This is a genomic window from Candidatus Zixiibacteriota bacterium, from assembly GCA_029860345.1.
GTDB lineage: Bacteria > Zixibacteria > MSB-5A5 > GN15 > FEB-12 > JAJRTA01.
This window is the reverse complement of the sequence record JAOUBJ010000009.1, coordinates 1-16,980: the sequence shown is the minus strand read 5'-3', so window position 1 is coordinate 16,980 and position 16,980 is coordinate 1. Positions and strand designations below refer to the sequence as shown.

The following is a 16,980-nucleotide window of genomic DNA, read 5'->3' as shown; positions in this document are numbered from 1 at the left end:
GGGGCAATGCCGACCACCTGTTTCCTACCGGCGCAAAACGCCAGGTATGTCTATTCGAGACTGTCAATAACGACAGTGGTATCCTCTATGGCTTCCTGAGTAGCATCCTCGGCCGGGACTAAGTCGGCCAGTTCCGGATAGTAGTCGATCATGGCCTGCACGAAGACAGCGGCCTCATCTGCATCCACAGCCTTATCGTCCATAATATGCTGTAGCGATTGCACGAACGGGCCCATCTGTTCGAAGGTAACTTCATCGGTCTCCAGTTTGGCCAGGAATCCATCGGCTAATGTGTTGACGCGGACACTATCGATACCTTCAACCGGATTGTTGTTAATTTGGGTGCGGATGCCCTCGACAAACGTTTCCACACCGGCTTTCTTGATGTCGTCAAACTTCCACCAGCATACCAACCCGCCGCCTACCACGATCACGATGAGCACGATGCCCACGATTAGTCCCACCAGACAACCTTTGGACATTCCCTTTTTTTCAAGTTGTCCAGCCGGGTTCATTTCTTGATGCATATCCCCTCGCAGCGTTAAGTGTTTCGAGCGCCATCTGAGCTGTGAGCATAATATCAACAGTCCCTGATGATTCACGCTTTCAGATGAAGCTCTGCTTCATTTTGAGTTATATAGCAAATGTGGGTGGGCCGGGCAAGTGTTTGATCGGCTTGACAAAAAAAAAGTGGGGCGCCAACCAAAAAAAAACCCGCGGCATGAAACCGCGGGTTTGGATTTTCAGAGGCGTCGGCTACTTGCCGGCCTTGGCGGCGGCCTTCTTTTTCTTCTTGTCCTTCTTGTCGTCGGCCTCTTTTGGTTTCTCTATCAAAAGCTCGACCACCGACAGCGGTGCCCCATCGCCACGACGAACGCCCAGTTTGATCACGCGCGAAAAGCCCGAATCGCGGTCGGCAAACTGCGGTACGATCTCTGAGAACAACTTCTTGAAGACATCTTTGTTCTTGACCGTTCGCGCCACCTGCCGTTTGGCCGCCAGGGTGTCTTTCTTGGCCGTAGAAATTAGTCGATCGACCAGCGGTCTTAGCGCCTTGGCTTTGGCGTCGGTCGTTTTGATCATCCTATGTTGAAACAACGACATGGCCATATTGCCCAACATCGCTTCACGGTGCGGTCTGGTACGGCCAAGTTTTTTGACTCTATCGAAGTGTCCCATTTATTCCTACCTATTGTCGCCTAACTCTCGGTTTCAACATACGCAGAGATATCCATCGCGAACGACAGACCCATCTCTTCGAGAATGGTGCCGATTTCATTGAGTGATTTACGTCCAAAGTTGCGGTATTTCAGCATATCGGACTCGGACTTGGTAACCAGGTCCTGAATGGTCTGGATATTGGCGGCGCGCAAGCAGTTCGACGACCGCACGGAAAGCTCCAACTCATCAACTCTGGTCTTGAGAATGTTGCGCACCCGGACGGTATCCTCGTCAACCTCCGGCTCTTCCTCAACCATCACTTCCTCATCCAGGTGGATGAACAGCTGCAAGTGATCCTTCACCAGCTTGGCCGCGTAACTGAGCGCGTCCTCCGGCGTGATAGAACCATCGGTAGTGATTTCCATAATGAGACGGTCGTAGTCTGTGCGCTGGCCGACACGAGTGTTCTCCACGGTGAAAGCAGACTTGGTAACCGGTGAGAACAGGCTGTCGACATAAATCGTACCGACCGGTGCATCCGGTCGTTTGTTTTGATCGGCTACCACGTAGCTACGACCGGAGCCGATGTCCAGTTCCATCTCGAAGTCGACATCGTCGGTCAACTCGCATATAGCCTGATCGCCATTGAGAATCTCAACTTCCGAATCGGTCTGAAACATCGATGCGACCACTTTGCCCTTGGAGTTGGTCTTGAACCTGAGAGTCCGCATCTCATCGGCGTGCATTCTGAGCCTCATCGACTTGACATTGAGCACGATATCGGTCACGTCCTCATAGACACCGGGGATTGAGGAGAATTCGTGCAGCACACCATTGATGCGCATAGCCACAACGGCCCCACCCTGAATTGAGGAGAGTAGCACCCGACGTAAACAGTTGCCCAATGTATGCCCGTAACCACGCTCCAGGGGCTCGATGATAAAGCGTGAGTAATTGTCGTTGGCCGACGATTGGTCGTTGACGACCTCCTTGGGCATAGTGAGTGGTTTCCACTTCATATCTTTCAGAACCTCCGCAAAGGAATCAAACTCTATTTCGAGTACAACTCGACAATGAGTTGCTCGTTGAACGTCAAGGGGATACTTGCGCGCTGCGGCACCTCAAGCATTTCACCCTCCAGCGCTGCCTTGTTTAACCGAAGCCACGGGATATCGTCTCCCCGCCCAGTCTCCTTGAGCGAAGCGTGAATCAGTTCGAGGTTTTTGGACTTCTCCTTGATCTTTATGACTTCACCCGGCTTAATCGAATAGGACGGAATGTCCACAATGCGGCCGCCGACCGTTACATGGCGATGACGCACCAATTGTCGGGCCGCTTTGCGTGAAGAGGCGAAGCCCAGCCGGAATACCAGGTTGTCCAGTCGGCACTCCAAGAGCTGCAACAAAATCTCGCCGGTTATTCCGGTTTTCAGGTCTGCTTTCTTGAAGTAGTTTCTAAACTGCTTCTCGAAAACTCCGTAGGTACGACGAACCTTCTGCTTTTCACGAAGCTGCAAGCCGTAAGACGACACCTTGCGACGCATCATCCGTCCGTGTTGACCTGGCGCAACTTGCCTGCGTTCGACAGCGCATTTTTCGCTGAAGCAACGGCTGCCTTTCAAGAACAGCTTCTCGCCCTCGCGGCGACAAAGTTTGCAGTTGGCATCTGTGTAACGAGCCATCAATTCTCCTGACTAACGATTATCAAAATCAAACTCGACGCCGTTTGGGTGGACGGCATCCGTTATGCGGAATCGGGGTCACATCCTTGATCAGAGTGACCTCAAGTCCGGCCGCCGAGAGCGAACGAATCGCCGCTTCACGACCCGAGCCGGGACCTTTGACCCAGACTTCGACTCTCCGCAATCCCATATCCATAGCCTCTTTCGCACAATTGGTACCGGCCAACTGGGCGGCAAAGGGGGTCGATTTCTTGGAACCCTTGAAACCGACTTTGCCGGCCGAGGCCCACGACACCGTTTTGCCGGTAGCGTCAGTGATGGTCACAATCGTGTTATTGAAGGTGGCCTTGACGTGCGCTACACCGTTGGCTTCGACTTTGCGCGATTTCTTTTTACCGCGCGACTTTTTTTTCGGATCTGCCACTTAGTACCTCAGTATTCAATCAACTTACTTTTTGCCGGGCGGCTTTCTCTTCAGTCCGCCGATAGCCCGTTTCGGGCCCTTGCGGGAACGTGCATTGGTCTTGGTCCGTTGACCCCTCACCGGCAGGCCGCGGCGGTGCCGGAGGCCACGGTAGGACCCAATATCGACCAGTCGCTTGATGTTCATATTGATCTCACCGCGAAGGTTACCTTCCACGGTGTAACCGTCTTCGATACATGCGCGGATCTTGGCGACATCGTCATCGGTGAGTTTATGGACTCGGGTGTCTGGGTTGACACCGGTCTTCTCAATAATCTGGCGAGCCCGGTACGGTCCGATACCGTATATGTAGCGCAAGCCTATTTCGACGCGCTTTTCTTTGGGCAAATCAACACCGGCTATTCGAGCCAATTGCTACTCCTTGACATAACACGTTAACCAATCCATCAACCCTGGCGCTGCTTGTGGCTTGGGTTCTTCTTGCAAATCACGCGCAGGACACCGTGACGCTTCACGATGATGCAGTGATCACAACGCTTTTTTACTGCCGAACGAATCTTCATAATGGCTACCTGCCTATATTGTCCAAACGATCTACTTGTAGCGGTAGGTAATGCGTCCGCGTGAAAGATCGTAAGGTGACAATTCCAAAGTGACTTTATCACCTGGAAGAATCTTTATAAAGTGCATCCTCATTTTGCCGGAGATATGTGCGAGAACTACGTGGCCGTTGTCCAGTTCAACTTTGAACATGGCGTTGGGTAAAGGTTCGATAACTTTACCTTCGACCTGAATAGTCTGTTCTTTCGCCATACACTCCTTTACGACAAACTCAATACATCGGGGCCTTCATCGGTGATGGCCACGGTATGCTCAAAATGCGCCGACGGGGCGCCATCGGCGGTGACAAATGTCCATCCGTCCGGCTTGGTGTAAACCTTGTGTGTGCCGAGATTAATCATCGGCTCAATGGCAAGCACCATTCCGCTTTCCAAGACCGGACCGGCTTCAGCCGAACCGAAATTGGGTACCTGCGGGTCTTCGTGCATATTACGTCCGATGCCGTGCCCCACGAGCGCCCGGACCACACCGTAACCTTCGGATTCAGCCGTCTGTTGGATGGCCGCCGAAATCTGTCCCAATTTATTCCCTTTTTGCGCGATGTCAATAGCTGCTTGCAGACATCTTCCGGTATTGTCCATCAGGTCACTCTTCTCATCTGAGACCTCGCCGACGGCAAAAGTACGGGCCGAGTCGCCATAAAAGCCATCGACGATAGAGCCAACATCCACCGAAACGATTTCACCGTCTTGGATAACCCGATTGCCGGGGATACCATGAACCACTTCGTCATCTATTGAAATACAGGCCGAGGCCGGGAAACCACGATAATTCTTGAAACCGGGAATAGCATCCTGGTCTCGGATAAACTCTTCGACCAGTTGATCCAGTTGTCCGGTGGTCATTCCGGGCTTGATACACTCTCCGACCATATCCAGAGTTTTTGATACAACTTGGCCGGCGCGACGCATGATCTCAATTTCTTCTTTGGTCTTTAACACAATCACAACACCCACTTCGACCTTTAGCCTACCACCTCAAGGATGGACGTAAACACTTCATCCGGCGGGCGTTCGCCGGACACTTCGGCCAGGATCGACTCATTACGATAGAAATCTTCGATAGGTTGCGTCTGATTCCTGTAAACTTCCAGCCGGTTGCGCACCACCGCTTCTTCGTCATCGGGCCGCCTGAGCAGTTCGACGCCGTCATTGTCGCAGCGGCCGTCGTTTTTAGGCATCCTGGCCGGATGATTATATGTTGTCTGGCAGGTTGGACAAAACCAGCGTCCGGACAACCGCCGTACTATTTCTTCATCATCGACTGCGATCAGGACTGCCTTTTCAAGCGCGATATGGTTCTTCACCAGCATATCTCTGAGACACTCAGCCTGCGGAATGGTGCGCGGGAAACCATCAAGTATAAACCCGTTTTCGAGCGTACCAGATGCGATCTTATCCTCTATCAAGCCGACAATCAAATCATCCGGCACAAGTTCGCCGGCTTTCATGAATCCTTCGGCCTTCTTGCCCAGTTCAGTGCCGGCCTTAGCGGCGTCACGGAGTAAATCACCGGTGGAGAGATGAACCAGCCCCTTGGACTCAGCCAATCTCACTGCCTGGGTCCCTTTGCCGGAACCGGGAGGTCCTAAGAACACGAGGTTCATGCTACATCGATCTCCCGCGAATCTTGCCTTTTTTCATGAAGCCGTCGTAGTGACGCATGAGAAGGTGCGATTCGATCTGCTGCAGCGTGTCCAAAGCCACACCGACGATAATCAGCAAGCCGGTACCGCCGAAGAAAAAGTCAACATTGGCCTGGGCAATCAACACCCAGGGCAGAACTGCGATAGCGGCGAAAAACAGCGCACCCGGCAGAGTAATGCGAGTGAGAATCCGCTCAACATATTGTGAAGTATTCTTGCCCGGCCTTATGCCCGGGATGTATCCGCCGTTCTTGCGCATGTTGTTGGCTATCTCCATGGGGTTGAAGACAATAGCCGTATAGAAATATCCAAAGAACACGATTATCAGACCATAAATAATGGAATACCAGGCTCCACCCGGAGCCAGCCAGACAGCCACCAGGTTTTGTATCCACTCGGTGGTAGGAAACAGCTGGGCCACCGTTGAGGGCAGAAACATAATCGACTGAGCGAAAATAATCGGGATCACACCGGCCGAGTTAACCGACAGCGGCAAGTGTGTCATGGTTCCGCCGAACACTTTTCGTCCGACCACTTTACGAGGGTACTGGACCGGCACTTTGCGTTGAGCCCGAGTCACCAGGATTACCGCGGCGATCACGCCGATCATCATGGATACCATGGCCACCTCGATCAGGAATCCGCGGCTGCCGTACCAAACCATCTGCACTTCGTTGATCACAGCATCGGGGAATCTGGCGATGATCCCTATGAAAATGATAAGCGAGATACCGTTGCCGATACCACGTTCGGTAATCTGTTCGCCCAGATACATAATGAAGATACAGCCAGAGGTGAATGTTATGATAGTCAGCGGGATGAACCACATCGTATCCATGTGAACTGCCGAGACACCATTGAGATTGATGGTGGTTAAGAACCCGGCCGTACCCCATGCCTGAAGGCTGGCGATAAGCACGGTCAGGTAGCGAGTGTACTGCGTAATCTTTCGGCGGCCTTCCTCTCCCTCACGCTGCAAACGCTGGAGGAAGGGCACCACCGCCCCGAGCAACTGCAACATAATGGATGCAGAGATGTAGGGCATAATTCCAAGGGCGAAAATCGTCGCCTTGGCGAAAGCGCCACCGGCAAACATGTCCAGGAGTCCAAAAATCGAATTGGACGAAAGAGCTTGCGACAGGATGGTGCCGTCGATTCCCGGTGTGGGTATATGACCACCGATACGATAAACAACCAGGATACCGAGTGTAAACAAAATCCTTTTGCGTAACTCTTCAACCTTGAAAATCGACTTGAAAGTCTCTAACACTATACCACCTCGACCTTACCACCGGCCGCTTCGATTTTTGTCACAGCAGACTTGGAGAAAGCGTTGGCCTTTACCGTGACGGCACTCTCGATGGTGCCGTTTCCAAGCACTTTCACCGGTACATCCATTTTCTTAATAAGACCGGCTGCGCGCATGGACTCAGTGGACACTTCACTCGCTTTTATCCGCGCCAAATCACTGACGTTAATGATCTGGAACTGCTTTTTGAAGATATTGGTGAACCCGAATTTGGGCAACCGGCGATGCAGCGGCATCTGTCCGCCTTCACGCATCGCTTTCCGGCCACGCGAGAAGCCGCTTCGAGAGCCCTGGCCCTTGTGACCGCGTCCCGACGTCTTACCTAAGCCACTACCGGGACCGCGACCGACACGTCGGCGTTTTTTGGTCGAACCGGCTGGGGGTTTCAGTGTATGGAGTTCCATTGATCAACTACCTCAATCTAGTCTATCTCTTCAACCGACACCAGGTGGATCACAGACTTTACCATGCCGCGAATCTGCGGTGTGGCTTCGTGGATGACGGTTCGATTTATCTTACCCAGACCGAGAGCCTTGATGGTTCTTTTCTGTGGCTCTTTGCGGTCGATGGTGCTTCTTATTTGTGTAACTTTGAGTTTGGCCATGGTAATCATCCTGCCTTGTCGCCAGAGGCTACGCTTTCTCTCGGAAACTGTCTTCCTGCTCTCGGGTTCTCAGGCTTTGCAGACCGTTTACGGTAGCCTTGACCACGTTATTAGGATTGCGGCTGCCGAGCACCTTGGTGAGCACGTCCTGGACACCCAAAGATTCGAGAATAGCCCGCACGGCACCACCGGCAATTACACCGGTACCGGGCGAGGCCGGACGCAACATAACAGTAGTAGCGCCAAAACGGCCGTCGATTCGGTGGGGGATGGTTCCATCCACGATGTTGACCGGATTCATGGCTTTTCTCGCCGCTTCGGTCGCCTTTCGGATAGCCTCCGACACTTCCGGAGCCTTGCCGTAGCCGACACCGACTTTGCCGTTCTTATCACCGACCGTTACCAGCGCGGTGAAGCTAAAACGCCGTCCGCCCTTGACCACTTTGGCCACGCGGTTGACGTTGATTACTTTTTCCTCGAATTCGAGGGCGTTCATTTCAAACTTGGGCAATCTATACCTCGCAGTAGTCCAGGCCTACAATATCTTCTAAAATTTCAGACCGCCTTCACGCGCACCTTCGGCCACCGCCTTGATACGCCCGTGGAAACGATTCTGGTTTCTATCGAACACTACCTGTTCGATACCTTTTTCTTTGGCCAGTCGAGCCACAACCTCGCCGACCTTCCGAGCTTTCTCAATCTTGCTCTTGGTGTCATCGAGCTCCGCCTTGAGCACGGACGATGTTGAGTCCACACCCAACAGCGTTACATGATTCTCATCATCGATCAGTTGCGCAAAGACTCTGTTAAGCGACTTGGCAACAGAGAAGCGCGGACGTTCCGCACTGCCATGCACCTTGCCTCGGACGCGGCGGCGGCGGCGGGCGGCTTTTCTGTCCTTGATTACGTTTTTATCAGCCATCAGTAATGTACCTCAACTCGATCAAGCAGACACAGCGCTCTTGCCGGCTTTGCTGCGAACATACTCACCGGTGTAACGAACACCCTTGCCTTTGTATGGTTCCGGCTTGCGGAAACCACGAATCTTGGCCGCCGTTTCGCCTACCAGTTCTTTGTCGATTCCTGCGACCAGGATTTTGTTTGATTTGGGGACAGCCGTGGCTGTAACACCGTCCGGCGGCACCACCATTATGGGATGCGAGAAGCCCAGACTGAGGACCAGCATTTTACCCTGGTTCTCGGCCCGATATCCGACGCCGATTATCTCAAGCTCCTTGGTATAGCCGACCGATGTGCCGACCACCATATTGTTAAGCAGCGCTCTGGTCAATCCGTGCAGGGAGCGGTGCGTCTTGGAGTCGGAGGGCCGGGTGACAAGTATATTGTTGTCCTCTAAGGCCACTGTCATGTCTGCATGTACGGTGCGGGACAAACTGCCTTTGGCGCCGGTTATGGTGACATTCTGGCCCTTGATTTCGACTTTGGACTTATCCGGAATCGGGATTGGTTTTTTTCCTACGCGTGACATCTATGCATCCTTCCCTTACCAACACCTCAGAAGTACTTCACCGCCGACACCTCTTTGGGCGGCGTCAAAATTCGACATCACACCGGACGAGGTCGAAACAACCGTCATACCGCGTTGGTTGAATGTCGACTGACGGACTGCTTCGGCATCTAAATAGCGGCGCAACCCGGGGCGGGACACGCGCTGGATACCTTTCAGAACCGGCACATCACCGGCGGAATACAAAAGGTATACACGCAGGAGACCCTGCTTGTGATCCGGCAATTCGGTGTGGTCCTTGACATATTTCTTCTCTTGCAGGATACGGACGATTTCCCGTTTAATCCCCGAGGCCGGTACGTCGACAGCGACCTTGTGGGCCTTGTAGGCGTTCCTGAGCCTGGTCAAGAGGTCAGCTATTGGATCGGTCATACTCATCGTTCATTTACTCCCGGCAACCTTTGAGGCTACCAACTGGCCTTGACGACACCCGGCAATTCACCAGCCAGGGCCATCTCCCGGAAACAGATTCTACACAAACCGAATCGACGCATGAATGCTCGCGGTCGACCGCATCGTCGGCAGCGACTGTAGGCGCGCACCTTGAATTTTGGTTCACGCTGCTGCTTCTCTACCAGACACTTCTTAGCCATTGATCTCCTATTTGCGGAACGGCATCCCCATCTCACTCAACAACTGCCGGGCCTCTTCGTCGGTCCTGGCGGTTGTGGAGATGGCAATGTTCATTCCACGTATTTTATCTATCTTATCATAGTCAATTTCCGGGAAGACCAACTGTTCACGCACGCCGAAGTTGAAATTCCCGCGGCCATCGAACGATTTCGGACTGATGCCCCGGAAGTCACGAATTCGCGGCATTGCAATATTAACCAGTCGATCAAAAAACTCGTACATCGCCTCTCGTCTCAGGGTTACGCAGCAACCGATGGGTGCACCCTCACGGAGCTTGAAGTTCGAGATGCTCTTACGCGCTCGTGTCACCTGAGGCTTGCGACCGGTAATCTTGCTCAGATCGCCCACCGCGGCTTCCAGCGCTTTGGCGTTCTCGATCGCCTCGCCGACACCAATGTTGACACTGATCTTGGTGATTTTCGGTACCTGCATGACGGAGCTGTAATTGTTCTGCTTCATCAGCTTGGGAGCGATCTCGCTTGAGTATTTTTCCTTAAGCCTGGCCATTCTCATACATCCTTAAATCTGTTCACCAGTGGCGCGACAGATCCGCACTTTTTTCTTGCGGCCGCCTTCATCAATCACCTTGGTGCCTATCTTGGTAGGTCCGCCCAGGGACGAACTGTAGATGGCAACGTTTGACAGATCGACCGGCGCCTCGATAGAGATAATACCACCCTTGGGACTCTTCTGGGTGGGGCGCTGGTGTTTCTTTCTCATGTTGACACCTTCGACTAAGATCTTACCCTTCTTGGTATCCACGTTGAGCACCCGGCCGGTCTTGCCTTTACTTTCGCCGGAGCGAATATAGACGGTGTCGCCTTTCTTAATCATCATAGGTCGTATCCCGTTACAGTACCTCTGGAGCGAGGGAAATAATCTTCATAAACTGTTTGTCACGCAACTCGCGAGCGACCGGGCCGAAGATGCGCGTGCCGCGCGGCTCCATCTGGTCGTTTATAATCACGGCGGCATTATCTGAAAAACGAATGATCGATCCGTCGCTTCGCCTGAGGGAGGCTTTGGTTCGCACCACCACCGCCTTGCAGACTTCCGATTTCTTGACGGTACCGCCCGGTATTGCTTCTTTAACCGCGACCACCACTATGTCACCAACCGATGCATACTTCTTGCGTCCTCCGAGTATCCTGAAGCACATGGCTCGTTTGGCGCCGGAGTTATCGGCTACAGTAAGCACTGTGAATTCTTGAATCATATCTCAACAACCTTTGCCGTTCGATCGATGACTACTTAAGCCACCGAGCCTACTTGGCCCTTTCAAGAACTTCGACCAAACGCCAGCGCTTCTTGGCGGACAACGGTCGTGTTTCTGATACTTTCACGGTATCGCCAATCCTGGCTTCATTCTTCTCATCATGCGCATAGAGCTTTGAAAAACTGCGGAAAATCTTCTCGTACAAAGGATGTCGATAGGTTCGATTGACACGCACGACAATACTCTTGTCCATCTTGTCGGAAACCACGGTACCGACACGTCCCTTGCGGAGTCCTCTTTTAGTCTGCTCAGCCATCAATTATTCCTCTTCAGCCTTTTCTTTCTTATCCGTATCCGCCTGAGGCAAAATAGAGGTCGTGGCCTCGGCCAGTTTTCTGATACCCTTTTGATCTTCGTGAAGAATCGTATCGATCCGTGCCATTTCACGACGGGCCGTTCGCAGACGCAGAGGATTATCAAGCGCCTTGACCGACTTTCTCATGTTGAGATTGAACACTTCCTCGGCGATATCGGCTTTCTTCTGGCGTAACTCTTCGGCCGTCATTTCTCGCAGGTCTGAAACCTTCAACATGGTCATACTCCTTGCGTGTCGGCTCGGGTTACGAATTTGGTTTTCATGGGCAGCTTGTCACCGGCCAGTCTCAATGCCTCGCGAGCCATTTCATGAGTGACGCCCTCGATCTCAAAAAGGATGCGTCCCGGCTTGACCACGGCCACCCAGCTTTCGGGCGAACCTTTACCTTTGCCCATACGGGTTTCGGCCGGCTTTTTCGTAATCGGCTTGTCCGGAAAGACACGAATCCAGATCTTTCCGCCACGCTTGATATATCTGGTCATGGCAATACGAGCCGCTTCAATCTGACGGCTGGTCAGCCAGACCGCCTCAATCGACTTCAGGGCAAATTCACCGAAACTAACCGAACTACCGGCGATTGCTTTGCCGGTTCTGCGACCTCGGTGCATTTTGCGATACTTCGTCTTCTTTGGCATCAACATGGGTTGTTATCTCCGCAACTCACTTGGCATCACTCTTGTCGGGTGGTTTGCCCTTCGAGGTGTCTTTCGGTTTGGAGTCGGCCGGTTTGGCCGACGGCTTCGGTGGCGCTTTGGGCGCTGGTTTGGGAGCCGGTTTGGACGCAGGCTTCTGTGCCGGTTTAGCGGCATCCCTATTGTCTCGCTTGGCGCCCGGAGCCTGTTCGGGCCGTCTGCCTCTGGGCGGCTGGCCTGAAGGTGTACCTCCGGCTCGACGCACACGACCACGAGGACGACGGCGGGCTCTATCTCGGTCACGATCACGGTCCCCACGCTCCGGTTTGCCACGACGGGCGGCGGGAGCCTCGGGTCCGGCCGGGACTTCACCGGCCACGGCATCGCGGATGAACTGGCCGGTGTCTATAACCTCACCGCGGCAGATCCACACTTTGACGCCTATGCTTCCATAGGTGGTCCGAGCCGTTGTGGTGGCATAGTCAATGTTCGCTCTCAGCGTGTGCAAGGGTACGCGACCGGCGCGATACTTCTCGATACGAGCTATCTCGGCGCCGCCGAGCCGTCCACCACACTGAATCTTGATACCGACAGCACCCATCTTCATGGTGGCCGCAAGCGACTTTTTCATGGCCCGACGGAAGGCGATCCGTCCTTCCAACTGACGGGCAACAGCGTCGGCAACAAGCTGGGCATTCAACTCCGGCTTGCGCACTTCGACGATGTTCAGCATGATATCTTTCTTGGTCAACAACTGAAGCTCTTCACGGAGCTTGTCGACCTCGGCGCCCTTACGTCCGATCACAATGCCCGGCCGCGAGGTATGGATATCAACACTGACCCGTTTAGGTGCGCGAGAGATACTGACCTTGGCAATACCGGCATTGTCGAGTCGCCGGTTGATGTATCGCTTGACCATCATATCTTCATAAACCAGATCAGCAAAATTGCGGTTGGAAGCAAACCACTTGCTGTTCCAGGTCTTTATGATCCCGAGGCGAAATCCTATCGGATGTGTCTTTTGTCCCAAATCCTGTTCTCCAGACTCAGCGTATCATTAGCGGTGAATTACTCACCATCTTTCTTCGTTTTTTTCGTCTTGGCAGCCGGTTTTGAGCTGCTTTTCGTAGCGGGCTTCGCTTCGGCGGCCTCTTTGGATTTGGCCGCGGATTTCTTTGGAGTTTCCGCTTTGGCTTTGCTCTTGGCTTTCTTCTTAGTCGGCTTGGTCTCAGCCTGCTCATCGCTCTTGGCAACAGACTTGGTCTTCTTCTTAGGCTTGGAAGGTGCCTGAGTGGTTTCCGACTCGCCCTGTAAAAGTACCGTCAGATGACAGAAACGCTTTTTGTAGCGATAAACACGCCCCATCGATTGAAAGCGTATCCGCTTGGCGGTGGGAGCTGCGTCGACTGTAATATTCTTAATGCACAAATCCTCGGCCTTCACCACGTCGGTCCCTTCAGCAGAGAGGGCGTTGGCCGCAGCCGACTTTACCGTCTTGGCAATGTGCCGAGCCGCGATTTTCGGCGTGAAGTTAAGTACATCGAGAGCTTTCTGCACCTGCATACCCTTGACCATATCGGCCACCAAACGCATCTTGCGCGGCGGGATGCTTACGTAGCGAAGTCGTGCCGTAGAGGTAACAATCATTGTGACACCTTACTTCCTTATCGCCGAGCTGCGTTCGGCCATCCGCCCACCATGACCGCGAAAGAGCCGGGTCGGGGAAAACTCACCCAGTTTATGTCCGACCATGTTCTCCGAAATGTAGATGGGCACGAACTTGTGCCCGTTGTGGACGGCGATCGTGTGGCCCACAAACTCCGGAATAATAGTCGAACGGCGTGACCAGGTCTTGATGACTTTTTTGTCACCGGTTTCATTCATGACTTCGACCTTGGCCTGCAGCTTGGCATCTAAGAACGGTCCTTTTTTCAGCGAACGAGGCATCCAGTATTCTCCGCTTTATTTCTTGGCCCGTCGATCCTCAATAATATGAGATCTCGACTTCCGTTTGCTTCTGGTTTTGTATCCCTTGGTGGGCTTACCCCACGGCGTACAGGGGTGACGTCCGCCGGAGGAGCGACCTTCACCGCCACCCATAGGATGGTCAACCGGGTTCATGGCAACACCACGAACAGTCGGTCGCCAGCCACGCCAACGAGAGGCGCCGGCCTTACCCCACACAACGTTTTTGTGATCGATATTGCTCACCTGCCCTATGGTGGCGTAACAGTTCTGAGGGGCGGTTCGAACTTCACCCGACGGCATCCGGAGAGTAACTTTTTTACCCTCTTTAGCCACCAGTTGGGCCATGGTGCCGGCCGAGCGGCACAGTTGAGCGCCCTTACCGGGCCGCAGTTCGATATTGTGCACATAAGTGCCGAGGACCATCTGACCCATCGGCATGGCATTTCCACTGCGGTGTTCAGCTTTTTCGCCGGACATGAGTTGATCGTCGACTTTAAGTCCATCGGGGGCGATAATGTATCTTTTTTCACCGTCGACGTAGTGCAACAGGGCAATCCGCGCCGAACGGTTGGGATCGTACTCAATCGAGGCCACTCGTGCCGGGATGCCGTGCTTGTTGCGACGGAAATCGATGATTCGATAGTGCCGTTTGTGACCGCCACCGCGATGCCAGACCGTTATGCGGCCCTTATTATTGCGTCCACCACTCTTTTTCAAAGGTCGCAGAAGCGATTTCTCAGGAGTGGTCGAGGTAATCTCATCGAACGCCGGAACGGTGCGAAACCGCGACGACGGTGTATACGGGCGAAATTTCTTAATAGCCATCTATTGGTACCAATCCATCCTAAATGTTCTCAAAAATGCCGATCGATTGACCCGCCTTGAGACGCACAACCGCTTTCTTCCAGGTTGCTGTTTTGCCTTCGTTACGCCCCATACGCCGAGGCTTGCCGGCCACAACCATGGTTCGCACACCTACGACGCTGACGTCGAAAGCCGATTCGACAGCATCCTTAATCTGATATTTATTGGCTTCGCGTTCCACCTCGAACACATATTCGTTGTTCTTCTCGCGAAGAATGCCCGAGCGTTCGGTCGCTACATGGCTCTTTATAACGTGGCGATGGTCTGCTTTCATCCGAACACCTCATGAACCTTGTCCAAGCCTGCCTGAGTAATCAGCACCACGTCGGCGTTAAGCAAATCGTATCCATTGGCCAAAGCGGCGCGACAGTATTGCACTTTTTGCAGGTTGCGACACGACAGGGCCAGCTTATCGTTGCGTCCTTCATCCAGCACCAGGCATTTCTTGCCGTCCAGATCCAACTTGGTCATCATACTCGCTACGGCCTTGGTCTTGATCTGTTCAAGCTCGACTTTGTCCAGCACTTTGATGCGTTCAGCCTGAGCCCGGTCTGCAAACACCGAGCGAATGGCCAGTCGCTTCATTTTGCGCGGCATGTTGGAGCCGTAGCTGCGTGGATGCGGGCCGAACACGATACCACCACCCCGCCACAGGGGTGAACGAATCGTACCGGCTCGGGCGCGTCCGGTACCCTTCTGACGCCAGGGTTTACGACCACCGCCGCGTACTTCGCTGCGGACTCGCGTACTGGCATTACCCTGACGACGGCGGGCCAGCAGATTAACGATATACTGATGCACCACCGCCTCGTTGGGCTCAATTTCAAACAGGCCCGGTTGCAACTCGGTCGTGCCGATTTCTTCGCCGTTCTGATTGTATACTTTTACGTTCATCTCTATCTATCCACCATCAGCCACGGTTGGTGCTGCGGATTCTGACCAGATTGCCTCGAAATCCGGGGACCGGGCCTTTGACCAAAATCAGGTTTTCTTTTTCGATGACCTCAACCACTTCCAGATTGAGCGTAGTAACTTTGTCGTTCCCCATGCGGCCGGACATTTTCATGCCCTTGAAGACCCGTGAGGGGTACGACGACTGCCCGATCGAGCCGGGCGCCCGCCAACGATCAGACTGACCGTGCGTCTTGTTGGCCCCCGAAAAGTGGTGTCGTTTCATGGTACCGGCAAAGCCGAGACCTCTGGAAACAGCGGTGACGTCGACTCGTTCGCCGGCCTTGAAAATGTCCGCCTTCAAAACCGCCCCTACTTCGAGTTCACCTTCGGTGTAGCGTACTTCACGCAAATAGCGTGTCGGCTCCACTCCGGCGGCCGTGAACTGGCCACTCTGGGGTTTATTCACCAGTTTCTTGCGACGACTGCCGAAACCCACCTGGTAGGCATCGTAGCCGTGCTTATCGACTGTCTTCTTGGCAATGACCGGACACGGCCCGGCCTCGATAACAGTCACCGGGAGAGCTTCGCCGTCCTCTGAAAAGATGCGAGTCATCCCGAGTTTTTTGCCGAGTATTTCTTTCATAGCCGTTGCCTTATCAGGTCTTGATCTCCACATCGACACCGGCCGGCAGGTCCAGCTTCATCAAAGCATCAACCGTCTGCGGTGTTGAGTCATAGATGTCCATTAGGCGTTTGTGGACACGTGTCTCGAATTGCTCACGCGACTTTTTATCGACGTGAGGCGAGCGAAGCACGGTGTATACCGTTCGTTTGGTCGGCAACGGAACGGGTCCCACAATTCTTGCACCAGTCCGCAGTACCGTGGAGGTGATCTCCTTGGTGGAGCGGTCCAGCGCATAATGATCATACGCCTTGAGACGGATTCGGATTTTCTGTACAGTCGTCACAGTAATATTCCCGACTACTCGATTACTTCGGCGATAACGCCGGCGCCTACCGTGCGGCCGCCCTCGCGAATCGCGAACCTGAGCTCCTGCTCCATCGCGATCGGCATGATTAACTCTATGGTCATGGTAACATTGTCACCAGGCATCACCATCTCAACACCTTCCGGCAAATGAGCAACACCGGTCACATCGGTCGTCCGGAAATAAAACTGCGGACGGTAACCAGTGAAAAACGGCGTGTGACGGCCACCCTCTTCCTTGGCCAGAATATAAACCTCGGCCTTGAATTTCGTGTGAGGATTCACACTGCCCGGCTTCGCGATTACCATGCCGCGCTCAAGATCGGTCTTGTCGACACCACGCAAAAGCAAACCAACGTTGTCGCCGGCTTCGGCGTAGTCCAAAAGCTTGCGGAACATCTCAACACCCGTTACAACCGTCTTGCGAGTCTCACGG

33 protein-coding genes are annotated in these 16,980 nt (G+C 53.6%); all 33 read right to left on the bottom strand.

Annotated features, from left to right (window positions below; genetic code table 11):
* Window positions 1–50: 50 nt before the first annotated feature.
* Window positions 51–527, bottom strand: a complete 477-nt coding sequence (locus OEV49_10285; GenBank protein MDH3891461.1) for a hypothetical protein — start codon at window positions 525–527, stop codon at window positions 51–53.
* Between the two features lie 229 nt (window positions 528–756).
* A complete protein-coding gene (gene rplQ, locus OEV49_10280) occupies window positions 757–1,179 on the bottom strand; it encodes a 50S ribosomal protein L17 (protein MDH3891460.1) in 423 nt (140 codons plus the stop codon).
* 20 nt (window positions 1,180–1,199) lie between these two features.
* A complete protein-coding gene (locus OEV49_10275) occupies window positions 1,200–2,180 on the bottom strand; it encodes a DNA-directed RNA polymerase subunit alpha (protein MDH3891459.1) in 981 nt (326 codons plus the stop codon).
* Between the two features lie 32 nt (window positions 2,181–2,212).
* Window positions 2,213–2,842, bottom strand: coding sequence for a 30S ribosomal protein S4 (rpsD, locus tag OEV49_10270; GenBank protein ID MDH3891458.1), 630 nt, complete (start codon window positions 2,840–2,842; stop codon window positions 2,213–2,215).
* Window positions 2,843–2,870: 28 nt separating this feature from the next.
* Entirely contained in the window at window positions 2,871–3,266 is a 396-nt protein-coding gene (gene rpsK / locus OEV49_10265) for a 30S ribosomal protein S11 (protein ID MDH3891457.1), read from the bottom strand.
* 24 nt (window positions 3,267–3,290) lie between these two features.
* The gene (gene rpsM, locus OEV49_10260; protein MDH3891456.1) at window positions 3,291–3,677 is read right to left on the bottom strand and encodes a 30S ribosomal protein S13; all 387 of its coding nucleotides are present in this window, start codon (window positions 3,675–3,677) and stop codon (window positions 3,291–3,293) included.
* A gap of 35 nt (window positions 3,678–3,712) precedes the next feature.
* Window positions 3,713–3,829: a 50S ribosomal protein L36 gene (rpmJ, locus tag OEV49_10255; GenBank protein ID MDH3891455.1), complete on the bottom strand. Its 117-nt coding sequence runs from the start codon at window positions 3,827–3,829 to the stop codon at window positions 3,713–3,715.
* 31 nt (window positions 3,830–3,860) lie between these two features.
* A complete protein-coding gene (gene infA / locus OEV49_10250; GenBank protein ID MDH3891454.1) occupies window positions 3,861–4,079 on the bottom strand; it encodes a translation initiation factor IF-1 in 219 nt (72 codons plus the stop codon).
* Between the two features lie 8 nt (window positions 4,080–4,087).
* On the bottom strand, window positions 4,088–4,834 hold the full coding sequence (gene map, locus OEV49_10245; protein ID MDH3891453.1) for a type I methionyl aminopeptidase: 747 nt from the start codon (window positions 4,832–4,834) through the stop codon (window positions 4,088–4,090).
* Window positions 4,835–4,851: 17 nt separating this feature from the next.
* Window positions 4,852–5,493, bottom strand: a complete 642-nt coding sequence (locus OEV49_10240; GenBank protein ID MDH3891452.1) for an adenylate kinase — start codon at window positions 5,491–5,493, stop codon at window positions 4,852–4,854.
* 1 nt (window position 5,494) lies between these two features.
* A complete protein-coding gene (secY, locus tag OEV49_10235; protein ID MDH3891451.1) occupies window positions 5,495–6,802 on the bottom strand; it encodes a preprotein translocase subunit SecY in 1,308 nt (435 codons plus the stop codon).
* A complete protein-coding gene (rplO, locus tag OEV49_10230) occupies window positions 6,802–7,245 on the bottom strand; it encodes a 50S ribosomal protein L15 (protein MDH3891450.1) in 444 nt (147 codons plus the stop codon). The genes secY and rplO overlap by 1 nt, the downstream gene beginning before the upstream one ends.
* A 17-nt stretch (window positions 7,246–7,262) precedes the next feature.
* Complete coding sequence (gene rpmD, locus OEV49_10225; GenBank protein MDH3891449.1) at window positions 7,263–7,445, bottom strand: 50S ribosomal protein L30; 183 nt, start codon at window positions 7,443–7,445, stop codon at window positions 7,263–7,265.
* A gap of 28 nt (window positions 7,446–7,473) precedes the next feature.
* On the bottom strand, window positions 7,474–7,941 hold the full coding sequence (rpsE, locus tag OEV49_10220; GenBank protein ID MDH3891448.1) for a 30S ribosomal protein S5: 468 nt from the start codon (window positions 7,939–7,941) through the stop codon (window positions 7,474–7,476).
* A gap of 51 nt (window positions 7,942–7,992) precedes the next feature.
* On the bottom strand, window positions 7,993–8,367 hold the full coding sequence (gene rplR, locus OEV49_10215) for a 50S ribosomal protein L18 (protein MDH3891447.1): 375 nt from the start codon (window positions 8,365–8,367) through the stop codon (window positions 7,993–7,995).
* 21 nt (window positions 8,368–8,388) lie between these two features.
* Window positions 8,389–8,934 carry a 50S ribosomal protein L6 gene (rplF, locus tag OEV49_10210; protein MDH3891446.1) on the bottom strand — a complete coding sequence of 182 codons (546 nt, stop codon included), beginning with the start codon at window positions 8,932–8,934 and terminating at the stop codon, window positions 8,389–8,391.
* A gap of 15 nt (window positions 8,935–8,949) precedes the next feature.
* The gene (rpsH, locus tag OEV49_10205; GenBank protein MDH3891445.1) at window positions 8,950–9,345 is read right to left on the bottom strand and encodes a 30S ribosomal protein S8; all 396 of its coding nucleotides are present in this window, start codon (window positions 9,343–9,345) and stop codon (window positions 8,950–8,952) included.
* Between the two features lie 35 nt (window positions 9,346–9,380).
* Entirely contained in the window at window positions 9,381–9,566 is a 186-nt protein-coding gene (locus OEV49_10200) for a type Z 30S ribosomal protein S14 (GenBank protein ID MDH3891444.1), read from the bottom strand.
* Between the two features lie 7 nt (window positions 9,567–9,573).
* Window positions 9,574–10,113 (bottom strand): 50S ribosomal protein L5, encoded by a 540-nt coding sequence (gene rplE / locus OEV49_10195; GenBank protein ID MDH3891443.1) that lies wholly within the window; start codon window positions 10,111–10,113, stop codon window positions 9,574–9,576.
* A gap of 12 nt (window positions 10,114–10,125) precedes the next feature.
* A complete protein-coding gene (gene rplX / locus OEV49_10190; protein MDH3891442.1) occupies window positions 10,126–10,443 on the bottom strand; it encodes a 50S ribosomal protein L24 in 318 nt (105 codons plus the stop codon).
* A gap of 13 nt (window positions 10,444–10,456) precedes the next feature.
* On the bottom strand, window positions 10,457–10,822 hold the full coding sequence (gene rplN, locus OEV49_10185; GenBank protein MDH3891441.1) for a 50S ribosomal protein L14: 366 nt from the start codon (window positions 10,820–10,822) through the stop codon (window positions 10,457–10,459).
* 49 nt (window positions 10,823–10,871) lie between these two features.
* Window positions 10,872–11,138, bottom strand: coding sequence for a 30S ribosomal protein S17 (rpsQ, locus tag OEV49_10180; protein ID MDH3891440.1), 267 nt, complete (start codon window positions 11,136–11,138; stop codon window positions 10,872–10,874).
* 3 nt (window positions 11,139–11,141) lie between these two features.
* A complete protein-coding gene (rpmC, locus tag OEV49_10175) occupies window positions 11,142–11,414 on the bottom strand; it encodes a 50S ribosomal protein L29 (GenBank protein ID MDH3891439.1) in 273 nt (90 codons plus the stop codon).
* A 2-nt stretch (window positions 11,415–11,416) separates the two neighbouring features.
* On the bottom strand, window positions 11,417–11,839 hold the full coding sequence (gene rplP, locus OEV49_10170; protein ID MDH3891438.1) for a 50S ribosomal protein L16: 423 nt from the start codon (window positions 11,837–11,839) through the stop codon (window positions 11,417–11,419).
* A 19-nt stretch (window positions 11,840–11,858) separates the two neighbouring features.
* The gene (rpsC, locus tag OEV49_10165; GenBank protein MDH3891437.1) at window positions 11,859–12,860 is read right to left on the bottom strand and encodes a 30S ribosomal protein S3; all 1,002 of its coding nucleotides are present in this window, start codon (window positions 12,858–12,860) and stop codon (window positions 11,859–11,861) included.
* Window positions 12,861–12,898: 38 nt separating this feature from the next.
* The gene (rplV, locus tag OEV49_10160; GenBank protein ID MDH3891436.1) at window positions 12,899–13,477 is read right to left on the bottom strand and encodes a 50S ribosomal protein L22; all 579 of its coding nucleotides are present in this window, start codon (window positions 13,475–13,477) and stop codon (window positions 12,899–12,901) included.
* 9 nt (window positions 13,478–13,486) lie between these two features.
* Complete coding sequence (gene rpsS / locus OEV49_10155; protein MDH3891435.1) at window positions 13,487–13,777, bottom strand: 30S ribosomal protein S19; 291 nt, start codon at window positions 13,775–13,777, stop codon at window positions 13,487–13,489.
* Window positions 13,778–13,792: 15 nt separating this feature from the next.
* A complete protein-coding gene (rplB, locus tag OEV49_10150; protein ID MDH3891434.1) occupies window positions 13,793–14,623 on the bottom strand; it encodes a 50S ribosomal protein L2 in 831 nt (276 codons plus the stop codon).
* Window positions 14,624–14,642: 19 nt separating this feature from the next.
* A complete protein-coding gene (locus tag OEV49_10145; GenBank protein ID MDH3891433.1) occupies window positions 14,643–14,936 on the bottom strand; it encodes a 50S ribosomal protein L23 in 294 nt (97 codons plus the stop codon).
* Window positions 14,933–15,556 (bottom strand): 50S ribosomal protein L4, encoded by a 624-nt coding sequence (gene rplD, locus OEV49_10140; protein MDH3891432.1) that lies wholly within the window; start codon window positions 15,554–15,556, stop codon window positions 14,933–14,935. Before rplD ends, OEV49_10145 begins: the two co-directional genes overlap by 4 nt.
* A 16-nt stretch (window positions 15,557–15,572) precedes the next feature.
* Entirely contained in the window at window positions 15,573–16,199 is a 627-nt protein-coding gene (gene rplC, locus OEV49_10135) for a 50S ribosomal protein L3 (protein ID MDH3891431.1), read from the bottom strand.
* 13 nt (window positions 16,200–16,212) lie between these two features.
* Window positions 16,213–16,524: a 30S ribosomal protein S10 gene (gene rpsJ, locus OEV49_10130; GenBank protein ID MDH3891430.1), complete on the bottom strand. Its 312-nt coding sequence runs from the start codon at window positions 16,522–16,524 to the stop codon at window positions 16,213–16,215.
* A gap of 14 nt (window positions 16,525–16,538) precedes the next feature.
* The coding region (locus tag OEV49_10125; GenBank protein ID MDH3891429.1) for an EF-Tu/IF-2/RF-3 family GTPase at window positions 16,539–16,980 on the bottom strand (442 nt) is incomplete at its 5' end.

Bases quoted from the DNA above. Each gene is read 5' to 3' on its own strand.
- rpsS (MDH3891435.1), bottom strand. From the start codon at position 13,777: ATGCCTCGTTCGCTGAAAAAAGGACCGTTCTTAGATGCCAAGCTGCAG.
- rpmD (MDH3891449.1), bottom strand. From the start codon at position 7,445: ATGGCCAAACTCAAAGTTACACAAATAAGAAGCACCATCGACCGCAAA.
- rplR (MDH3891447.1), bottom strand. From the start codon at position 8,367: ATGGCTGATAAAAACGTAATCAAGGACAGAAAAGCCGCCCGCCGCCGC.
- rpsQ (MDH3891440.1), bottom strand. From the start codon at position 11,138: ATGGCTGAGCAGACTAAAAGAGGACTCCGCAAGGGACGTGTCGGTACC.
- infA (MDH3891454.1), bottom strand. From the start codon at position 4,079: ATGGCGAAAGAACAGACTATTCAGGTCGAAGGTAAAGTTATCGAACCT.
- rpsE (MDH3891448.1), bottom strand. From the start codon at position 7,941: ATGAACGCCCTCGAATTCGAGGAAAAAGTAATCAACGTCAACCGCGTG.
- rplF (MDH3891446.1), bottom strand. From the start codon at position 8,934: ATGTCACGCGTAGGAAAAAAACCAATCCCGATTCCGGATAAGTCCAAA.
- rplC (MDH3891431.1), bottom strand. From the start codon at position 16,199: ATGAAAGAAATACTCGGCAAAAAACTCGGGATGACTCGCATCTTTTCA.
- OEV49_10275 (MDH3891459.1), bottom strand. From the start codon at position 2,180: ATGAAGTGGAAACCACTCACTATGCCCAAGGAGGTCGTCAACGACCAA.
- OEV49_10285 (MDH3891461.1), bottom strand. From the start codon at position 527: ATGCATCAAGAAATGAACCCGGCTGGACAACTTGAAAAAAAGGGAATG.
- OEV49_10240 (MDH3891452.1), bottom strand. From the start codon at position 5,493: ATGAACCTCGTGTTCTTAGGACCTCCCGGTTCCGGCAAAGGGACCCAG.
- rplX (MDH3891442.1), bottom strand. From the start codon at position 10,443: ATGATGATTAAGAAAGGCGACACCGTCTATATTCGCTCCGGCGAAAGT.
- rplQ (MDH3891460.1), bottom strand. From the start codon at position 1,179: ATGGGACACTTCGATAGAGTCAAAAAACTTGGCCGTACCAGACCGCAC.
- rplN (MDH3891441.1), bottom strand. From the start codon at position 10,822: ATGATTCAAGAATTCACAGTGCTTACTGTAGCCGATAACTCCGGCGCC.
- rplE (MDH3891443.1), bottom strand. From the start codon at position 10,113: ATGGCCAGGCTTAAGGAAAAATACTCAAGCGAGATCGCTCCCAAGCTG.
- rplV (MDH3891436.1), bottom strand. From the start codon at position 13,477: ATGATTGTTACCTCTACGGCACGACTTCGCTACGTAAGCATCCCGCCG.
- rpsH (MDH3891445.1), bottom strand. From the start codon at position 9,345: ATGACCGATCCAATAGCTGACCTCTTGACCAGGCTCAGGAACGCCTAC.
- rpmC (MDH3891439.1), bottom strand. From the start codon at position 11,414: ATGTTGAAGGTTTCAGACCTGCGAGAAATGACGGCCGAAGAGTTACGC.
- OEV49_10145 (MDH3891433.1), bottom strand. From the start codon at position 14,936: ATGAAAGCAGACCATCGCCACGTTATAAAGAGCCATGTAGCGACCGAA.
- rpsD (MDH3891458.1), bottom strand. From the start codon at position 2,842: ATGGCTCGTTACACAGATGCCAACTGCAAACTTTGTCGCCGCGAGGGC.
- rpmJ (MDH3891455.1), bottom strand. From the start codon at position 3,829: ATGAAGATTCGTTCGGCAGTAAAAAAGCGTTGTGATCACTGCATCATC.
- rplB (MDH3891434.1), bottom strand. From the start codon at position 14,623: ATGGCTATTAAGAAATTTCGCCCGTATACACCGTCGTCGCGGTTTCGC.
- OEV49_10200 (MDH3891444.1), bottom strand. From the start codon at position 9,566: ATGGCTAAGAAGTGTCTGGTAGAGAAGCAGCAGCGTGAACCAAAATTC.
- rplP (MDH3891438.1), bottom strand. From the start codon at position 11,839: ATGTTGATGCCAAAGAAGACGAAGTATCGCAAAATGCACCGAGGTCGC.
- rplO (MDH3891450.1), bottom strand. From the start codon at position 7,245: ATGGAACTCCATACACTGAAACCCCCAGCCGGTTCGACCAAAAAACGC.
- rplD (MDH3891432.1), bottom strand. From the start codon at position 15,556: ATGAACGTAAAAGTATACAATCAGAACGGCGAAGAAATCGGCACGACC.